This window comes from Pseudomonas sp. GL-B-12 (genome assembly GCF_019955895.1).
GTDB lineage: Bacteria > Pseudomonadota > Gammaproteobacteria > Pseudomonadales > Pseudomonadaceae > Aquipseudomonas.
Map to the genome: position 1 here is coordinate 1 of NZ_JAHBCX010000053.1, position 15,501 is coordinate 15,501.

Below are 15,501 nucleotides of genomic sequence, written 5' to 3' on the forward strand. Positions count from 1 at the left end.
AATTCTACAGCGTTACACGCTGCTGTCAACACCTCTTTTTCAACTTCCTTTTGGCTTCGATGACCTGAAGCAACCTGCTGCCGAAACCTGCGTAACTCATTGTTTACCAAGGAGTTTTCCGTTTCGACTGCGCCGGAAGTGGGGCGAATTATAGACACCTGGAATCTGCCGTCAACAGCTATTTTCACAATTCTGTCATATAGGGCGAAAAAGCCCCGAAAACAAAAAGGCCGACCCAATGGGTCGGCCTTCTGCGCCCTTCTACTTACAAGCTAGGGAAGGCGAACTGCGAAGCTTCATGGCTCGCGCGCTGCGGCCAGCGCTGGGTGATGGCTTTGCGGCGGGTATAGAAACGCACACCATCCGGGCCATAGGCGTGCAGATCGCCAAACAGCGAACGCTTCCAGCCACCAAAGCTGTGGTAAGCCACCGGCACCGGCAACGGTACGTTGACACCAACCATGCCGACCTCGATCTCGTCGCAGAACAACCGCGCGGCTTCGCCGTCACGGGTGAAGATGCAGGTGCCGTTGCCATATTCGTGATCGTTGATCAGTTGCATGGCTTCTTCCAGGCTATTGACCCGAACAACGCACAGCACCGGCCCGAAGATCTCTTCTTTATAGATACGCATCTCTGGCGTGACATTGTCGAACAGGCAACCACCCAGGAAGAAGCCTTCCTCGTGACCGGCCACGGTCAGGCCACGGCCATCCACCACCAGTGTCGCGCCGGCGGCTACGCCGTCTTCTACATAACCGCTGACCTTGTCGCGCGCCTGGCCAGTCACCAGTGGGCCCATGTCCAGGCCGCAGTTGGTACCGGCACCGATTTTCAGCGCCTTGATTTGCGGAACCAGTTTGGCCACCAGTGCATCGGCCACCTGATCACCCACGCACACCGCTACCGAGATCGCCATGCAACGCTCGCCGCAAGAACCGTAAGCCGCGCCCATCAGTGCGCTGACGGCGTTGTCCAGGTCTGCATCCGGCATCAGTACGGCGTGGTTTTTCGCACCGCCCAGGGCCTGAACGCGTTTGCCACGCTTGGTGCCCTCGGAATAGATGTATTCGGCAATCGGCGTCGAACCAACGAAGCTCAGCGCTTTGACTTCCGGCGCTTCGATCAATGCGTCCACCGCAGTCTTGTCACCGTGCACCACGCTCAGTACGCCTTTAGGCAGACCAGCCTCCAGCAGCAACTGGGCGATCAGCAGCGTCGAGCTCGGGTCACGCTCGGATGGCTTGAGGATGAAGCAGTTGCCGCAGACGATCGCCAGTGGGTACATCCACAACGGCACCATGGCCGGGAAGTTGAACGGCGTGATACCGGCAACCACGCCCAGCGGCTGGAAGTCCGACCAGGCATCGATGTTCGGGCCGACGTTACGGCTGTATTCGCCCTTGAGGATTTCCGGAGCCGCACAAGCGAACTCGACGTTCTCGATGCCGCGCTTCAATTCACCGGCAGCATCTTCCAGGGTCTTGCCGTGCTCTTCGCTGATCAATTGCGAGATGCGAGCTTCGTTCTGCTCCAGCAGTTGCTTGAAGCGGAACATCACTTGGGCACGCTTGGCCGGCGGCGTGTTGCGCCAAGCCGGGAATGCAGCCTTGGCCGCGTCGATGGCGCTCTGGATGGTTTCGCGGGTTGCCAGCGGCAGCTTGTGGATAGCCTGACCGGTAGACGGGTTGAACACATCGACCGCGCGACCGTTCTCGGTCACCAGTTCGCCATTGATCAAATGCGGAATAACGCTCATGGAAGCTCCTGAAAAGTTGTCCACAGGCGCTCGCGTCGGAGCGCCTGTTGTTTGTAGGTATATAGAAGGAGAAATCAGTCGATCTTGCTCAGCACTTCGCCGACCGCGTCAAACAGACGATCCAGGTCCTGCGGCTTGCTGTTGAAGGTTGGGCCGAACTGCAGGGTGTCGCCGCCGAAGCGTACGTAGAACCCGGCTTTCCACAGCGCCATACCGGCTTCGAACGGACGCACGATCGCGTCGCCGTCACGTGGGGCGATCTGGATCGCGCCGGCCAGGCCGTAGTTGCGGATGTCGACGATGTTCTTGGTGCCTTTGAGGCCGTGCAGAGCATTTTCGAAATGCGGTGCGACTTCGGCCACGCTCTGCACCAGGTTTTCCTTTTGCAGCAGGTCGAGTGCTGCCAGGCCCGCGGCGCAAGCCACCGGGTGCGCGGAATAGGTGTAGCCGTGAGGGAACTCCACCGCGTATTCAGGCGTCGGCTGATTCATGAAGGTCTGGTAGATCTCGGAGCTGGCAATCACCGCGCCCATCGGGATCGCACCGTTGGTGACTTGCTTGGCGATGCACATCAGGTCCGGGGTCACGCCGAAGGTGGTAGCACCGAACATGGTGCCAGTACGGCCGAAACCGGTGATCACTTCGTCGAACACCAGCAGGATGTTGTGCTGGTCGCAGATTTCACGCAGACGCTTGAGGTAACCCTGTGGTGGAACCAGCACGCCAGCGGAACCGGCCAATGGCTCGACGAAGACCGCCGCGATGTTCGACGCATCGTGCAGTTCGATCAACTTCAGCAGTTCATCAGCCAGGGCGATACCACCCTGCTCCGGCATGCCACGGGAGTAAGCGTTGCTTGCCAGCAAAGTGTGCGGTAGATGGTCGACGTCCATCATCGCCTGACCGAACAACTTGCGGTTGCCGTTCACGCCGCCGAGGCTGGTGCCGGCGATGTTCACACCGTGGTAACCACGGGCACGGCCGATCATTTTGGTCTTGGTCGACTGGCCTTTCAGGCGCCAGTAAGCACGAACCATCTTCACGGCGGTGTCAGCACACTCGGAGCCCGAGTCGGTGAAGAACACGTGGTTCAGGTTGCCCGGGGTCAGGTCGGTGATTTTTTCAGCCAGCTGGAAGGACAGCGGATGGCCGTACTGGAAGCCTGGCGAGTAATCGAGGGTGCCCAGTTGCTTGGCGACCGCTTCCTGGATTTCCTTGCGGGTGTGCCCGGCGCCACAGGTCCACAGACCGGACAGCGAGTCATAAACCTTGCGGCCCTTGTCGTCGATCAGCCAGCTGCCTTCGGCGCCAACGATCAAGCGTGGGTCGCGCAGAAAGTTACGGTTGGCGGTGTAAGGCATCCAGTGAGCATCGAGCTTGAGCTGGCTGGCCAGGGAAGTCGGGGCGTTTTCAGGCTGGTTCATGGGCGAAACCTCGCAAGGCAATAAGCGGCGTAAGGATTGAAAACCGTTGTTGCAGCTAAATTGCCACGGAGATAAAGTCGGTAAAATGCAACTCTTCTAATGTTCAGTCAGCCCATTACTAAACTTTTGAGTAACCCGCATGAGCACTCGCCGTCCCGATCCGTTGGCCCAGGTCAGCGACTTTGATATTCGCCTGCTGAGGATTTTCCGCAGCGTGGTTGAATGCGGCGGCTTCTCCGCAGCGGAAACCGTGCTGGGCATCGGTCGCTCGGCGATCAGCCAGCAGATGAGCGATCTGGAGCAACGCCTCGGCCTGCGCCTGTGCCAACGGGGACGTGCCGGGTTTTCCCTGACCGAAGAAGGCCGCGAGGTCTATCAATCGGCGTTGCAGCTGTTAAGTGCGCTGGAAAGCTTCCGCACCGAGGTCAACGGCCTGCACCAGCACTTGCGCGGCGAATTGATCATTGGTTTGACGGACAACCTGGTCACCCTGCCCCACATGCGCATCACCCATGCCCTCGCGCAATTGAAAGAACGTGGCCCGGACGTACAGATCCAGATCCGCATGATCGCGCCCAATGAAGTCGAACAAGGCGTGCTCGACGGTCGCCTGCACGTCGGCGTAGTGCCGCAGGCCAGCGCGCTGTCGGGGCTGGAGTATCAACCGCTGTATAGCGAACGTTCGCTGTTGTACTGCGCGGTCGGCCATCCGCTGTTTTATGTCGATGACAAGCAACTGGACGACGAACGCCTGAACAGTCAGGACGCCATCGCGCCCACCTTCCGTTTGCCAGCGGAGATCCAGGCTCACTACCAGGCGCTCAACTGCACCGCCAGCGCCTCGGACCGCGAAGGCATGGCGTTCCTGATCCTGACCGGGCGCTACATCGGTTACCTGCCGGATCACTACGCGAGCCTTTGGGTGCAGCAAGGTCGGTTGCGCGCGTTGAAAGCCAAAACGCGTTTCTATGACCTCAGCCTGGCGTCGGTCACACGCAAGGGGCGTCGACCCCATCTGGTGCTGGAGAGTTTTCTCGAGAGTCTTGCGGCGACGCGTTGAAAATTGTGGGAGCGGTGCAGTGTTTTATTGTGTGAGGCCTTGTCTGACGTCGGTGGGTGCGCTATCAACGCACTGGCCGCCCCCACTCATCTTCTCGGAAGTGCCTATGACCTTTGAAGTCCCAGCCCACGGCGGAAAACCCGTCAGCCGCATTCGTCAGAAAAACGAAGAGACCATCATCAAAGCCGCCGAAGACGAGTTCGCCCGTCACGGGTACAAAGGCACGAGCATGAACACCATCGCCCTGAATGCCGGGCTGCCCAAGGCGAACCTGCATTACTACTTCACCAACAAGCTCGGTTTGTACGTGGCGGTGCTGAGCAACATCATCGAGTTGTGGGACAGCACCTTCAACACCCTCACCGCCGAGGACGATCCGGCCGAAGCCTTGATCCGCTACATCCGCGCGAAAATGGAGTTCTCCCGACGCCAGCCGCAAGCCTCGCGGATATTTGCCATGGAAGTCATCAGCGGCGGTGAATGCCTGACCGAGTACTTCAACCAGGATTATCGCACCTGGTTCCAGGGTCGTGCGGGCGTGTTCCAGGCCTGGATCGACGCCGGTAAAATGGACCCGGTCGATCCGGTACACCTGATCTTCCTGTTGTGGGGCAGCACCCAGCATTACGCCGACTTCGCCACGCAGATCTGCCGCGTCACCGGGCGTACCAGGTTGACTAAACAGGACATGGAAGACGCCGGGGACAACCTGATCCGCATCATTCTCAAGGGCTGCGGCCTGAAACCTGCCATCTAAGTAGCCATTCAGGTACGTATGCCATTTACCCTCAGCGGTTTTTGCGAATACCGCGAAGAGATTCGCAAGAGCCGCTTCATTACCTTCGCCGCGCCGATCTCCAGCCCGGCCGAGGCCCAGGCGTTCATTGAACAGCACAGCGACTTGAATGCCTCGCACAACTGCTGGGCCTGGAAGCTCGGCGATCAATATCGCAGCACCGATGATGGCGAGCCCGGCGGTACGGCCGGCCGGCCGATTCTGGCGGCGATAGAGGCGCAGGATTGCGATCAGGTCGCGGTGCTGGTGATTCGCTGGTATGGCGGCATCCAACTGGGCACCGGGGGGCTCGCCCGGGCCTATGGCGGGGGTGCAAACAAATGCCTGCAAGCGGCGCCAAAGATTGAGCTGATCAGCCGGGTGCCGCTGCGTTGCGCTTGCGGATTTGCCGAGTTGGCCCTGGTCAAGCTGCGGGTGGCGGAGGCTGGTGGATTGGTTGTGGATGAAAGCTTCACCGCTAATGGTGTCGAGCTGCAGTTGGCCGTAGGCGATGCACAGATCGACACCTTGCAGTCACAACTGGCCGATTTGAGTCGCGGACGTATTTTGTTGCAGCGCTAAAAGGCTTCAGCACAGGCTGCGATCTTTTGGGGCACGCCGCTTTTTCACTTATTCCATATTTGCCCACATCTGCTGTGCACCCGCCTGTGGATAACCTGAGCACATACCGCTGTAACCCTTTTGTCATGCGGCTTTGCGGACTTTGCTCAATTTTCGCCCAATCTGCCATCAAGCTCATCAAATTCAAATAAAAACAAACAGTTACAACGGTTTATCGCCTTTAGAAGAAAGCCACTCAGTGCTTATGCCCGTGCTTTGAGCTTGCGCACAAATACTGTGGAGCAATCTGTGGATAACCCGTTCATGGCCGTCTCGGCGCCCTGCACGGTATGGCTTGTGGTCGATTGCTCATTTTTTGAGCAAAAGCGCACGAGCAAAATTGGGGCTTGAATTGCACCATTGCCCCCATGTGGTGCCGGGCTCTGCGTGGCACATTTGAAAGCTGCGTACTCAACGCCTCTGGTCGCAGGACTTCGACATTTTCCTGACCTAGTGGCCAGAAAATTGCTTTATCCACAGGCACAAGTCCAACAGCACCGAGCCTGTCATGCCCAATCGCGCTCCAATCCCCGATCCGATTCCGCGCCTGCAACTGCACAGAATCAGCAAACGCTACCCCGGTTGCCTGGCCAACGATGCCATCGACCTGACCATTGCCCCTGGCGAGATCCATGCCCTGCTCGGCGAAAACGGCGCGGGCAAAAGCACGCTGATGAAGATCATCTACGGCGTGACCCACGCCGATTCCGGCGAAGTGATCTGGCAAGGTCAGCGGGTGAGCCTGCGCAACCCGGCCCAGGCCCGGGGTTTGGGAATCGGCATGGTGTTCCAGCATTTCTCGCTGTTCGAAACCCTGAGCGTGGCGCAGAACATCGCCCTGGCCATGGGTGCGGCGGCAGGCACACCCAAACAGCTTGAGCCGAAGATTCGCGAAGTGTCCCGGCGCTACGGCATGGCGCTGGAACCTGAGCGACTTGTCCACAGCCTGTCGATCGGTGAACGGCAACGGGTGGAGATCATTCGCTGCCTGATGCAGGACATCCGCCTGTTGATTCTCGATGAACCGACTTCGGTGCTGACGCCGCAAGAGGCCGACGACTTGTTCGCCACCCTGCGCCGGCTCGCCGCCGAGGGCTGCAGCATTTTGTTCATCAGCCACAAGCTCGGGGAAGTTCGCGCGTTATGCCACAGCGCAACGGTTTTACGAGGCGGTCGGGTGGCCGGCCATTGCGTGCCGGCCGAGTGTTCGGATCAACAACTGGCGCGCTTGATGGTCGGTGAAGCGGCGGAGTTGATCGCAGACTATCCGAAGGTTACTGGAGGTGATGCGTTCCTTGATGTCCGTGGCTTGTCCTGGCGCAACCCGGACCCGTTCGGCTGCTCGCTTGCCAACATCGACCTTGAAGTGCGCCGCGGTGAAATTGTCGGCATCGCCGGTGTCGCCGGTAATGGCCAGGATGAATTGCTGGCCTTACTCAGCGGCGAAGCACTGCTGCCCCGCAACGCCAGCGCGACGATACGTTTTGGCAAGGAGCCAGTCGCCCATTTGCGTCCCGATGCTCGCCGCCAACTCGGCCAGGTGTTCGTTCCCGCCGAACGCCTGGGTCATGGTGCGGTGCCGGAGCTGAGCCTGGCGGACAACGCGCTGCTGACCGCTTTCCAGCAAGGACTGGTGAGTAACGGCCTGATCCAGCGCGGCAAAGTCGAAGCACTGGCCGAGGAAATCATCCACCGTTTCGGGGTCAAGACGCCCGATAGCCAGGCTCCGGCCCGCAGCCTGTCCGGCGGCAACTTGCAGAAATTCATTCTCGGCCGGGAAATCCTTCAGCAACCGAAACTGCTGGTCGCCGCACACCCGACCTGGGGCGTGGACGTCGGCGCGGCCGCCACCATTCACCGCGCCTTGATTGCCTTGCGCGATGCCGGCGCGGCGATCCTGGTGATTTCCGAAGACCTCGACGAACTGTTCCAGATCAGCGACCGCCTCGGCGCCTTGTGCGGCGGTCGGCTGTCAGCGCTCCACGCCACCGTCGACACGCGCCTGAGCGATGTCGGCGGCTGGATGGCCGGCCAGTTCGGCGCCCCTCAATCACTCGCATCCGCCACGCGTTAACGGAGTGTCACATGCTGCTTTCTCTTGAACCCCGCGGCCAGCAATCGCGCCTGATGCTGTGGTGCTCGCCGTTGCTGGCGGCTGCACTGACCCTGGGCTGTGGATCCTTGTTGTTTATCGCGCTCGGGCACGACCCGCTGCTGACCTTGCACACCTTGCTGATCGCGCCTGTCAGCGACCTGTATGGCGTCTCCGAATTGCTAGTCAAAGCCCTGCCGATTCTGCTCTGCGCGTTGGGCCTGGCGGTCGCCTATCAGGCGCGCATCTGGAACATCGGTGCCGAAGGTCAACTGCTGCTCGGTGCGCTGGCCGGCAGTGCGCTGGCGGTGAACATCATCGATATGCAAAGCCGCTGGGCGCTGGTGCTGATCCTGCTGACAGGCACTCTGGCGGGCGCCGCGTGGGCCGGCCTGACGGCGTGGTTGCGCACGCGCTTCAACGCCAATGAGATCCTGACCAGCATCATGCTCAACTACATCGCACTGAACCTGCTGCTGTTCTGCGTTCACGGCCCTTTGAAAGATCCCGCCGGGTTCAACTTCCCCGAGTCAGCAATGTTCGGTGACACCAGCCGCTTGCCGCTACTGATGGAAGATGGCCGGGTTCACGCCGGGGTGTATTTCGCCCTGCTCGCATTGGTGACCGTGTGGGTGCTGTTGCAGAAAAGCTTTGTCGGTTTCCAGATCAAGGTGCTCGGGCTGGACAAGCGTGCCGCCGGTTTCGTCGGCTTTCGCGAGAAGCGCCTGATCTGGCTCGCACTGTTGATCAGCGGCGGCCTGGCAGGGCTGGCTGGTGTGTGCGAAGTCACCGGCCCCATCGGCCAGCTCGTGCCGCAGGTCTCACCGGGCTACGGCTATGCGGCGATCACCGTGGCATTTCTCGGCCGCTTGAATCCTGTCGGCATCCTGTTTTCCAGCCTGTTGATGGCGCTGCTGTATATCGGCGGAGAAAGCGCACAAATGAGCCTGAACCTGCCGCAAGCGATCACCCAATTGTTCCAGGGCATGATGCTGTTTTTCCTGCTGGCCAGTGACGTGCTGATTCTCTACCGACCGCGCTTGAACCTGCGCTGGACCCGCCGCGCCCAAGCCACCGCCGTACAAGCAGGAGCGTTGTGATGGATATCGATCTGCTGAGCAATATTTTCTATGCCATGGTCCGCTGCGGCACGCCGTTGCTGCTGGTGGCGTTGGGGGAACTGATCTGCGAGAAAAGCGGCGTCCTCAACCTCGGCCAGGAAGGCATGATGCTGTTTGGCGCGGTGATCGGTTTCATCGTCGCGTTCAACACCGGCCAACTGTGGCTCGGCGTGTTGCTGGCGATGCTCGCCGGGATGCTGTTGTCATCACTGTTCGCCCTGGTGGCGCTGGTGTTCAACGCCAATCAGGTGGCCACCGGTCTGGCCCTGACGATTTTCGGCGTGGGCCTGTCGACCTTCGTCGGTGCGGCTTGGGTCGGTAAGCCGCTGGCGGGATTCGAACCCTTGGCGATTCCGTATTTGAGTGAAATCCCGCTGATCGGGCGAATGCTGTTTACCCAGGACCTGTTGGTGTATCTGTCATTCGCGCTGTTTGCGCTGGTGGCCTGGGTGATTCTGAAAAGCCGCGTCGGGCTGTTCATCCAGGCGGTCGGGGAAAACCCGGAGGCAGCCAGCGCCATGGGCTTGCCGGTGTTGGCTGTGCGGACCCTGGCGGTGTTGTTCGGCGGTGCGATGGCAGGGTTGGCCGGAGCATATCTGTCCCTGGCGTACACACCGATGTGGGCGGAGAACATGAGCGCCGGGCGCGGCTGGATTGCCCTGGCGCTGGTGGTGTTCGCCAGTTGGCGGGTGTGGCGCCTGCTGCTCGGCGCGTACCTGTTCGGGCTCGCCAGCATCCTGCACCTGGTGGCGCAGGGGTTGGGGCTGGCGATTCCGTCCAGTTTGCTGGCGATGCTGCCGTATGTCGCGACCATTGTGGTGCTGGTGCTGCTGTCACGGGATGCGCTGCGGACACGGTTGTACGCGCCGGTTTCGTTGGGGCAGCCGTGGCAGGCTGGGCATTAGTGGTTGTTTGGGCGGGCCTCTTCGCGAGCAAGCCCGCTCCCACATTGGATGGGTGTGTACTCGGTCAAATGTGGGAGCGGGCTTGCTCGCGAAAGCGTCCGAACAGGCAACACCTGAGCCACGCCCCACGCCAACTCAAACACCAGAAAAACCACCAGAATCGAACTCGCGCCATGGATCAGGGCATAAGCCTGCCAGGCCGAGAACAGGAATCTGGCCACGGCGTCATACCGCCCATAAACCTGCTGCGGATCACGAATCCGCAGCACCGCCCATACGCAGACAATCGAGCCCAGCAGATTCGCCATCAACATGTGCACCGGTTCGAACGGTGGCAGCTCACCGGGCAAACTCAACGCCTGACTCACCCCCGTCAAAAGCCCATGCAACGCCGCAAAACTCCACGGCGTGACAAACGCGACCGTCACGATCAGGTCGTACCAGGCACTGCCTTGCACCAACCGGCGATATTGCGCTGAAGTCCACATCGACATTGCTCCATCAATTCAGGGAGCAACAAGGCTAAAGCCTGGAGTATGCTCCAGGGTCAAGCCCCTCGAGACGTCATGATGCGCATCGGTGAATTAGCCCAGGCCAGCGCCGTCAGCCGCGACACGCTGCGCTTTTACGAGCAGCGTGGGTTGATTGCGGCGCAACGCAGCGCCAACGGCTATCGCGACTATCCACCAGACATGGTGCAACTGGTGCAGTACATCAAGACTGCTCAACGGCTGGGCTTTACCCTCGGCGAGATCGGCAACAGCGTCGCTACAATCTGGCAATCGCCCGATCCGGACAGCGCCGTCACGCAACTGCTGCAAGACAAACTCAAACTGATCGAAGCCCGCATGGCCGAACTCGGCGCGCTGCGCGATGAGTTGCAACAACGGCTCGGGCAACAGTGCCCATTGAATCCACGATCCTGAACTTTCAAGGAAGCCACTCATGTCCAAGGCAAAAAACGCACTCATCATCGGCGCCTCCCGGGGGCTTGGCCTCGGGCTTGTGAAAACCCTGTTGGCCGATGGCTGGCAAGTCACCGCCACCGTGCGCGATCCGCAAAAAGCCGAAGCCTTGCAGGCCCTGGGCAATGTGCGGATCGAAAAGCTCGACATGGACGATCAGCAGGCGGTGTCCGCCCTGAGCCAACAACTCAAGGGTGATGTGTTTGACCTGTTGTTCGTCAATGCCGGGGTCAAGGGGCCGGAGGTCCAGACGCCAAACGGCGGCGCGACAATGGCCGAAGTCGGTCAGCTGTTTTTCACCAACGCCGTGGCGCCGATTAACCTGGCCCAGCGTTTTGTCGAGCAACTGCGCCCGGACACCGGCGTGCTGGCGTTCATGAGTTCAGTGCTGGGCAGCGTGACCATGCCCGATGCGCCGGAACTGGCACTGTACAAGGCCAGCAAGGCGGCGCTGAATTCCATGACCAACAGCTTCGTCACTCAGTTGGGCGAAACCGGGCTCACCGTGTTGTCGCTGCACCCGGGCTGGGTGAAAACCGACATGGGGGGTGAAGGCGCGGACATTGATGTGGAAACCAGCACCCGTGGCCTGGTTGATCAGGTGAATGCGTATGTCGGCAAGGGCGGGCATCACTTCATCAATTACCGGGGTGAAACCATTCCCTGGTAAACGCCACCCTTACTGTAGGAGCGAGCTTGCTCGCGATGGTGTGTCAGCCGACAGCTATGTAGCTGATACTCCATCGCGAGCAAGCTCGCTCCTACAGGGGCTACTCTTCGTCTGGTCGGGTTGGGCTTGCCCGCCAGAGCGTTTTGATCGACACTGCGCACCTCGCCTCCCCGGCGAACCTGGATCAGCAGACAGGGCAACACTGAGCTGGCAACCCTGAACCCAACTTTCAGAGGAGCCGGCCAACATGCCTGCGACCCGTACCTGGTTAAAAAATCCCCTCGCCATTTTCACCTCCAACGGTCTCGATGCTCGTGGCGGCCTGGTGCTGCAAGACGGTTTGATCGTCGAAGTACTCGGCACCGGTCAACAACCGTCCGTCCCATGCAATGAAGTGTTCGATGCCCGCGAGCATGTGATCCTGCCGGGCTTGATCAACACCCATCACCACTTCTATCAAACCCTGACCCGCGCCTGGGCGCCGGTGGTCAATCAGCCGCTGTTCCCGTGGCTGAAAACCCTGTACCCGGTCTGGGCTCGCCTGACCCCGGAAAAACTCGCCCTCGCCACCAAGGTCGCGTTGGCTGAATTGCTGCTGTCCGGTTGCACCACCGCCGCCGACCACCACTACCTGTTCCCGGAAGGTCTGGAAAACGCGATCGACGTGCAAGTCGAGAGCGTTCGCGAGTTGGGCATGCGCGCCATGCTGACCCGCGGTTCCATGAGCCTCGGCGAAAAGGACGGTGGCCTGCCGCCGCAACAGACCGTGCAGGAAGGCGAAGTGATCCTCGCCGACAGCCAGCGGTTGATCGCCGAGTACCACGAACGCGGTGATGGCGCGCAAATCCAGATCGCCCTGGCACCGTGCTCGCCGTTCTCTGTGACGCCGGAAATCATGTCGGCCAGTGCCGAGCTGGCGAACAAACTCGACGTGCGTCTGCACACCCACCTGGCAGAAACCCTCGACGAAGAAGATTTCTGCCTGCAACGCTTCGGCCTGCGCACCGTGGACTATCTGGACAGTGTCGGCTGGCTCGGCCCGCGTACCTGGCTGGCCCATGGCATCCATTTCAACCCGGACGAAATCGCCCGCCTCGGCGCCGCCGGCACCGGCATTTGCCATTGCCCGAGTTCGAACATGCGCTTGGCCTCGGGCATCTGCCCGAGTATCGACTTGACCGATGCCGGTGCCCTGCTTGGTTTGGGCGTGGACGGTTCGGCGTCCAACGATGCCTCGAACATGATGCTCGAAGCGCGCCAGGCGTTGTACATCCAGCGCCTGCGCTACGGCGCCGAGAAGATCACCCCGGAGCGCGTGTTGGGCTGGGCGACCAAGGGCTCGGCGAGCCTGCTGGGCCGTACCGACATCGGCGAGTTGGCAGTGGGCAAGCAGGCTGACCTGGCGATGTTCAAGCTGGATGAATTGCGCTTCTCCGGTAGCCATGATCCTGTCTCGGCATTGTTGCTGTGCGGCGCCGATCGCGCGGACCGGGTGATGGTCGGCGGCAAGTGGCGGGTGATCGATGGGCAGGTCGAAGGTCTGGACCTGAAGGGATTGATTGCTGATCACAGCCAGGCGGCGCGGCAACTGATCGCCGGGACCTGATACAACACCGATTAAAACTGTGGGAGCGAGCCTGCTCGCGATGGCGGTATTTCAGTCACTGACGATGTCGACTGACACTCCGTCTTCGCGAGTAGGCTCGCTCCCACATTGGTTTTGTGGAGAGTCATGACCATCTGGATTGGCGCACCAGTGGATGGCAACTGTGCAAGGACATGCACTGTTATCGGACTTCAAGGACCTTTCGCGAGCCTGCTCGCGATAGCATCACCGCTGATTCAAGTTTTGTTGTCTTGTTGGTCAGCAATTTGCATTGCCCTGTGCAAGCCAGAGAGCCCAGCCAACCTCACAACAAAATGGAGTTCCAATTCATGCACAACCGTCCGTTGAAGAAGCTGCTTTGCGCCGTTGCGGCGGCCATCGGTCTGAGCGCTAGCCTGGCCGCCGTAGCCGCTGACCCGCTGAAAGTCGGCTTCGTCTATATCGGCCCGATCGGTGACCACGGCTGGACGTATCAGCATGAACAGGGGCGCAAGGAACTCGCGGAAAAATTCGGCTCGCAGATCACCACCAACTACGTGGAAAACGTCGCCGAAGGTGCCGACGCCGAGCGGGTGATCCGCAACATGGCCAAGGATAAATACGACCTGATCTTCACCACCTCCTTCGGCTACATGAACCCGACCGTGAAAGTCGCCAAGCAGTTTCCCAAGGTGACCTTCGAACACGCCACCGGCTACAAGCAGGACAAGAACCTCGGCACTTACCTGGCGCGCACTTACGAGGGTCGCTACGTCGGCGGCTTCCTCGCGGCGAAGATGACCAAGACCAAGAAAATCGGCTACGTCGCTTCGTTCCCGATCCCGGAAGTCATCCGCGACATCAACGCCATCCAGTTGGCCCTGAACAAGTACAACCCCGGCACCGAGATCAAGGTGGTGTGGGTCAACTCGTGGTTCGATCCTGGCAAGGAAGCGGACGCCGCCAACGCGCTGATCGACCAGGGCGTGGACGTGGTGTTCCAGCACACCGACAGCCCCGCGCCGATCCAGGCCGCCGAACGTCGCGGCGTGTATGCCGTGGGCTACGCTTCGGACATGGCGCACTTCGGGCCGAAAGCGGTACTGACCTCCATCGTCAACGATTGGGGCCCGCACTACGTCCAGGCAACCCAAAGCGTGATCGACCATAACTGGAAACCCCAGGACTACTGGGGCGGTTTGAAGGAAGGCACCGTTGAGCTGCCGATCAGCGACCTGGTGCCGGCGACGGTGAAGAGCGAAGCCGAGCAACTCATCGCCGACATCAAGAGCGGTGCGCTGCAACTGTTCACCGGGCCGATCAAGGATCAGGCCGGGATCGAGAAAATCCCGGCGGGTGTGTGCGCGACCACGGCGGAACTGGCGTCGATGAATTACTACGTGGAAGGCATGAAGGCCGAGATTCCGAAGTAAATTTTTAGCCACAGCACAACTCCCACATTGGATCTTCAGCGTTCTTAAGGATTGCGCATGAATAGCCTTCCGATCATCGACATCACCCCGCTCTACAGCGAAGACCCATCCGCCTGGCCAGCCGTGGCCGGGCAAATCGACCTCGCCTGCCGCGAGTGGGGTTTCTTCTACATCAAGGGCCATCCGATTTCAGCGGCTCGCATCAACGCCCTGCTTGATCACGCCAAACGCTTCTTCGCCCAACCCACCGCCGAAAAGCTCAAGATCGACATCACCCAGACCCGTCACCATCGCGGCTACGGCGCCATCGCCACCGAGCAACTGGACACAAGCAAACCCAGCGACCTCAAAGAAACCTTCGACATGGGCCTGCACCTGCCGGCCGGGCACCCTGAAGTACTGGCGGAAAAACCCTTGCGCGGCCCCAATCGCCATCCGTCCATGCCCGGCTGGGAGGCATTGATGGAGCAGCACTACGTCGACATGCAAGCCCTCGCGCAAACGCTGTTGCGGGCAATGACCATCGCGCTGGGGATTGAGCGCGACTTCTTCGACACACGCTTCAATGACCCGGTCAGCGTGCTGCGGATGATTCATTACCCGCCGCGCCACACCGCCAGCTCCGAAGATCAGCAAGGTGCCGGGGCGCACACCGACTACGGTTGCATCACCCTGCTCTATCAGGACGCCGCCGGTGGCTTGCAGGTACGCAACGTCAAAGGCGAATGGATCGACGCGCCGCCGATCGAAGGTACGTTCGTGGTCAACCTGGGCGACATGATGGCGCGCTGGAGCAACGACCGTTACCTGTCGACGCCGCACCGGGTGATCAGCCCGCTCGGTGTGGATCGTTATTCGATGCCGTTCTTCGCCGAGCCGCACCCGGACACCCCCATCGAATGCCTGCCCGGTTGTCAGGATGCATTGCACCCGGCGAAATATCCGGCCACAGCCTGCGCCGAGTTCCTGCTCTCGCTCTTCGCCGATACTTACGCTTATCGACGGGAACTGGAAACGGTGTGATGAACCGCCTGGTCAGGTTTTACCAATTGTTGCGGCAACCCTCTGTAGAATGGCGACCATTGCACCTG

Annotated in this window: 14 protein-coding genes; 11 read left to right on the plus strand and 3 right to left on the minus strand. The window is 60.4% G+C overall.

The features are described 5' to 3' along the window. Positions 1 to 265: 265 nt before the first annotated feature. Together KGA85_RS25120 and KGA85_RS25125 are read right to left on the minus strand one after the other, a co-directional pair. Positions 266 to 1,759, minus strand: a complete 1,494-nt coding sequence (locus KGA85_RS25120; RefSeq protein WP_056725206.1) for a CoA-acylating methylmalonate-semialdehyde dehydrogenase — start codon at positions 1,757 to 1,759, stop codon at positions 266 to 268. A 74-nt stretch (positions 1,760 to 1,833) separates the two neighbouring features. Beyond that, positions 1,834 to 3,183 carry an aspartate aminotransferase family protein gene (locus KGA85_RS25125; RefSeq protein WP_223533775.1) on the minus strand — a complete coding sequence of 450 codons (1,350 nt, stop codon included), beginning with the start codon at positions 3,181 to 3,183 and terminating at the stop codon, positions 1,834 to 1,836. A 139-nt stretch (positions 3,184 to 3,322) separates the two neighbouring features. On the opposite strand from KGA85_RS25125, the gene KGA85_RS25130 reads away from it, so the two are divergent. From KGA85_RS25130 to KGA85_RS25155, 6 genes are all read left to right on the plus strand, one after another. Beyond that, on the plus strand, positions 3,323 to 4,243 hold the full coding sequence (locus KGA85_RS25130; protein ID WP_007971880.1) for a LysR family transcriptional regulator: 921 nt from the start codon (positions 3,323 to 3,325) through the stop codon (positions 4,241 to 4,243). Between the two features lie 106 nt (positions 4,244 to 4,349). Further along, positions 4,350 to 5,000, plus strand: coding sequence for a TetR/AcrR family transcriptional regulator (locus KGA85_RS25135; protein ID WP_223543463.1), 651 nt, complete (start codon positions 4,350 to 4,352; stop codon positions 4,998 to 5,000). A gap of 18 nt (positions 5,001 to 5,018) precedes the next feature. Beyond that, the gene (locus KGA85_RS25140) at positions 5,019 to 5,600 is read left to right on the plus strand and encodes an IMPACT family protein (protein ID WP_223460143.1); all 582 of its coding nucleotides are present in this window, start codon (positions 5,019 to 5,021) and stop codon (positions 5,598 to 5,600) included. Between the two features lie 547 nt (positions 5,601 to 6,147). Beyond that, positions 6,148 to 7,713, plus strand: a complete 1,566-nt coding sequence (locus KGA85_RS25145) for an ABC transporter ATP-binding protein (RefSeq protein WP_223533777.1) — start codon at positions 6,148 to 6,150, stop codon at positions 7,711 to 7,713. Positions 7,714 to 7,724: 11 nt separating this feature from the next. Then, positions 7,725 to 8,831, plus strand: coding sequence for an ABC transporter permease (locus tag KGA85_RS25150; RefSeq protein WP_223460146.1), 1,107 nt, complete (start codon positions 7,725 to 7,727; stop codon positions 8,829 to 8,831). After that, positions 8,831 to 9,757 carry an ABC transporter permease gene (locus tag KGA85_RS25155; RefSeq protein ID WP_223533778.1) on the plus strand — a complete coding sequence of 309 codons (927 nt, stop codon included), beginning with the start codon at positions 8,831 to 8,833 and terminating at the stop codon, positions 9,755 to 9,757. Before KGA85_RS25150 ends, KGA85_RS25155 begins: the two co-directional genes overlap by 1 nt. Here the strand turns inward: KGA85_RS25155 and KGA85_RS25160 are convergent. Continuing rightward, complete coding sequence (locus KGA85_RS25160) at positions 9,754 to 10,245, minus strand: hypothetical protein (protein ID WP_223535129.1); 492 nt, start codon at positions 10,243 to 10,245, stop codon at positions 9,754 to 9,756. The genes KGA85_RS25155 and KGA85_RS25160 overlap by 4 nt on opposite strands. Positions 10,246 to 10,326: 81 nt before the next feature. Here KGA85_RS25160 and KGA85_RS25165 point away from each other — a divergent pair, with 81 nt between their 5' ends. From KGA85_RS25165 to KGA85_RS25185, 5 genes are all read left to right on the plus strand, one after another. After that, on the plus strand, positions 10,327 to 10,683 hold the full coding sequence (locus KGA85_RS25165; RefSeq protein ID WP_150727943.1) for a MerR family transcriptional regulator: 357 nt from the start codon (positions 10,327 to 10,329) through the stop codon (positions 10,681 to 10,683). Between the two features lie 19 nt (positions 10,684 to 10,702). Continuing rightward, positions 10,703 to 11,392 carry an SDR family oxidoreductase gene (locus KGA85_RS25170; RefSeq protein ID WP_223535127.1) on the plus strand — a complete coding sequence of 230 codons (690 nt, stop codon included), beginning with the start codon at positions 10,703 to 10,705 and terminating at the stop codon, positions 11,390 to 11,392. Between the two features lie 247 nt (positions 11,393 to 11,639). Continuing rightward, positions 11,640 to 12,998, plus strand: a complete 1,359-nt coding sequence (locus tag KGA85_RS25175; RefSeq protein ID WP_223533781.1) for an 8-oxoguanine deaminase — start codon at positions 11,640 to 11,642, stop codon at positions 12,996 to 12,998. Positions 12,999 to 13,327: 329 nt separating this feature from the next. Then, positions 13,328 to 14,410: a BMP family ABC transporter substrate-binding protein gene (locus tag KGA85_RS25180; RefSeq protein ID WP_223460157.1), complete on the plus strand. Its 1,083-nt coding sequence runs from the start codon at positions 13,328 to 13,330 to the stop codon at positions 14,408 to 14,410. Between the two features lie 57 nt (positions 14,411 to 14,467). Then, entirely contained in the window at positions 14,468 to 15,433 is a 966-nt protein-coding gene (locus KGA85_RS25185) for an isopenicillin N synthase family dioxygenase (protein ID WP_223543464.1), read from the plus strand. The last annotated feature ends 68 nt before the right edge of the window (positions 15,434 to 15,501 follow it).

Bases quoted from the DNA above. Each gene is read 5' to 3' on its own strand.
- KGA85_RS25120 (WP_056725206.1), bottom strand. From the start codon at position 1,759: ATGAGCGTTATTCCGCATTTGATCAATGGCGAACTGGTGACCGAGAAC.
- KGA85_RS25145 (WP_223533777.1), top strand. From the start codon at position 6,148: ATGCCCAATCGCGCTCCAATCCCCGATCCGATTCCGCGCCTGCAACTG.
- KGA85_RS25140 (WP_223460143.1), top strand. From the start codon at position 5,019: ATGCCATTTACCCTCAGCGGTTTTTGCGAATACCGCGAAGAGATTCGC.
- KGA85_RS25150 (WP_223460146.1), top strand. From the start codon at position 7,725: ATGCTGCTTTCTCTTGAACCCCGCGGCCAGCAATCGCGCCTGATGCTG.
- KGA85_RS25175 (WP_223533781.1), top strand. From the start codon at position 11,640: ATGCCTGCGACCCGTACCTGGTTAAAAAATCCCCTCGCCATTTTCACC.
- KGA85_RS25130 (WP_007971880.1), top strand. From the start codon at position 3,323: ATGAGCACTCGCCGTCCCGATCCGTTGGCCCAGGTCAGCGACTTTGAT.
- KGA85_RS25135 (WP_223543463.1), top strand. From the start codon at position 4,350: ATGACCTTTGAAGTCCCAGCCCACGGCGGAAAACCCGTCAGCCGCATT.
- KGA85_RS25165 (WP_150727943.1), top strand. From the start codon at position 10,327: ATGCGCATCGGTGAATTAGCCCAGGCCAGCGCCGTCAGCCGCGACACG.
- KGA85_RS25180 (WP_223460157.1), top strand. From the start codon at position 13,328: ATGCACAACCGTCCGTTGAAGAAGCTGCTTTGCGCCGTTGCGGCGGCC.
- KGA85_RS25125 (WP_223533775.1), bottom strand. From the start codon at position 3,183: ATGAACCAGCCTGAAAACGCCCCGACTTCCCTGGCCAGCCAGCTCAAG.
- KGA85_RS25170 (WP_223535127.1), top strand. From the start codon at position 10,703: ATGTCCAAGGCAAAAAACGCACTCATCATCGGCGCCTCCCGGGGGCTT.
- KGA85_RS25155 (WP_223533778.1), top strand. From the start codon at position 8,831: ATGGATATCGATCTGCTGAGCAATATTTTCTATGCCATGGTCCGCTGC.
- KGA85_RS25160 (WP_223535129.1), bottom strand. From the start codon at position 10,245: ATGTGGACTTCAGCGCAATATCGCCGGTTGGTGCAAGGCAGTGCCTGG.
- KGA85_RS25185 (WP_223543464.1), top strand. From the start codon at position 14,468: ATGAATAGCCTTCCGATCATCGACATCACCCCGCTCTACAGCGAAGAC.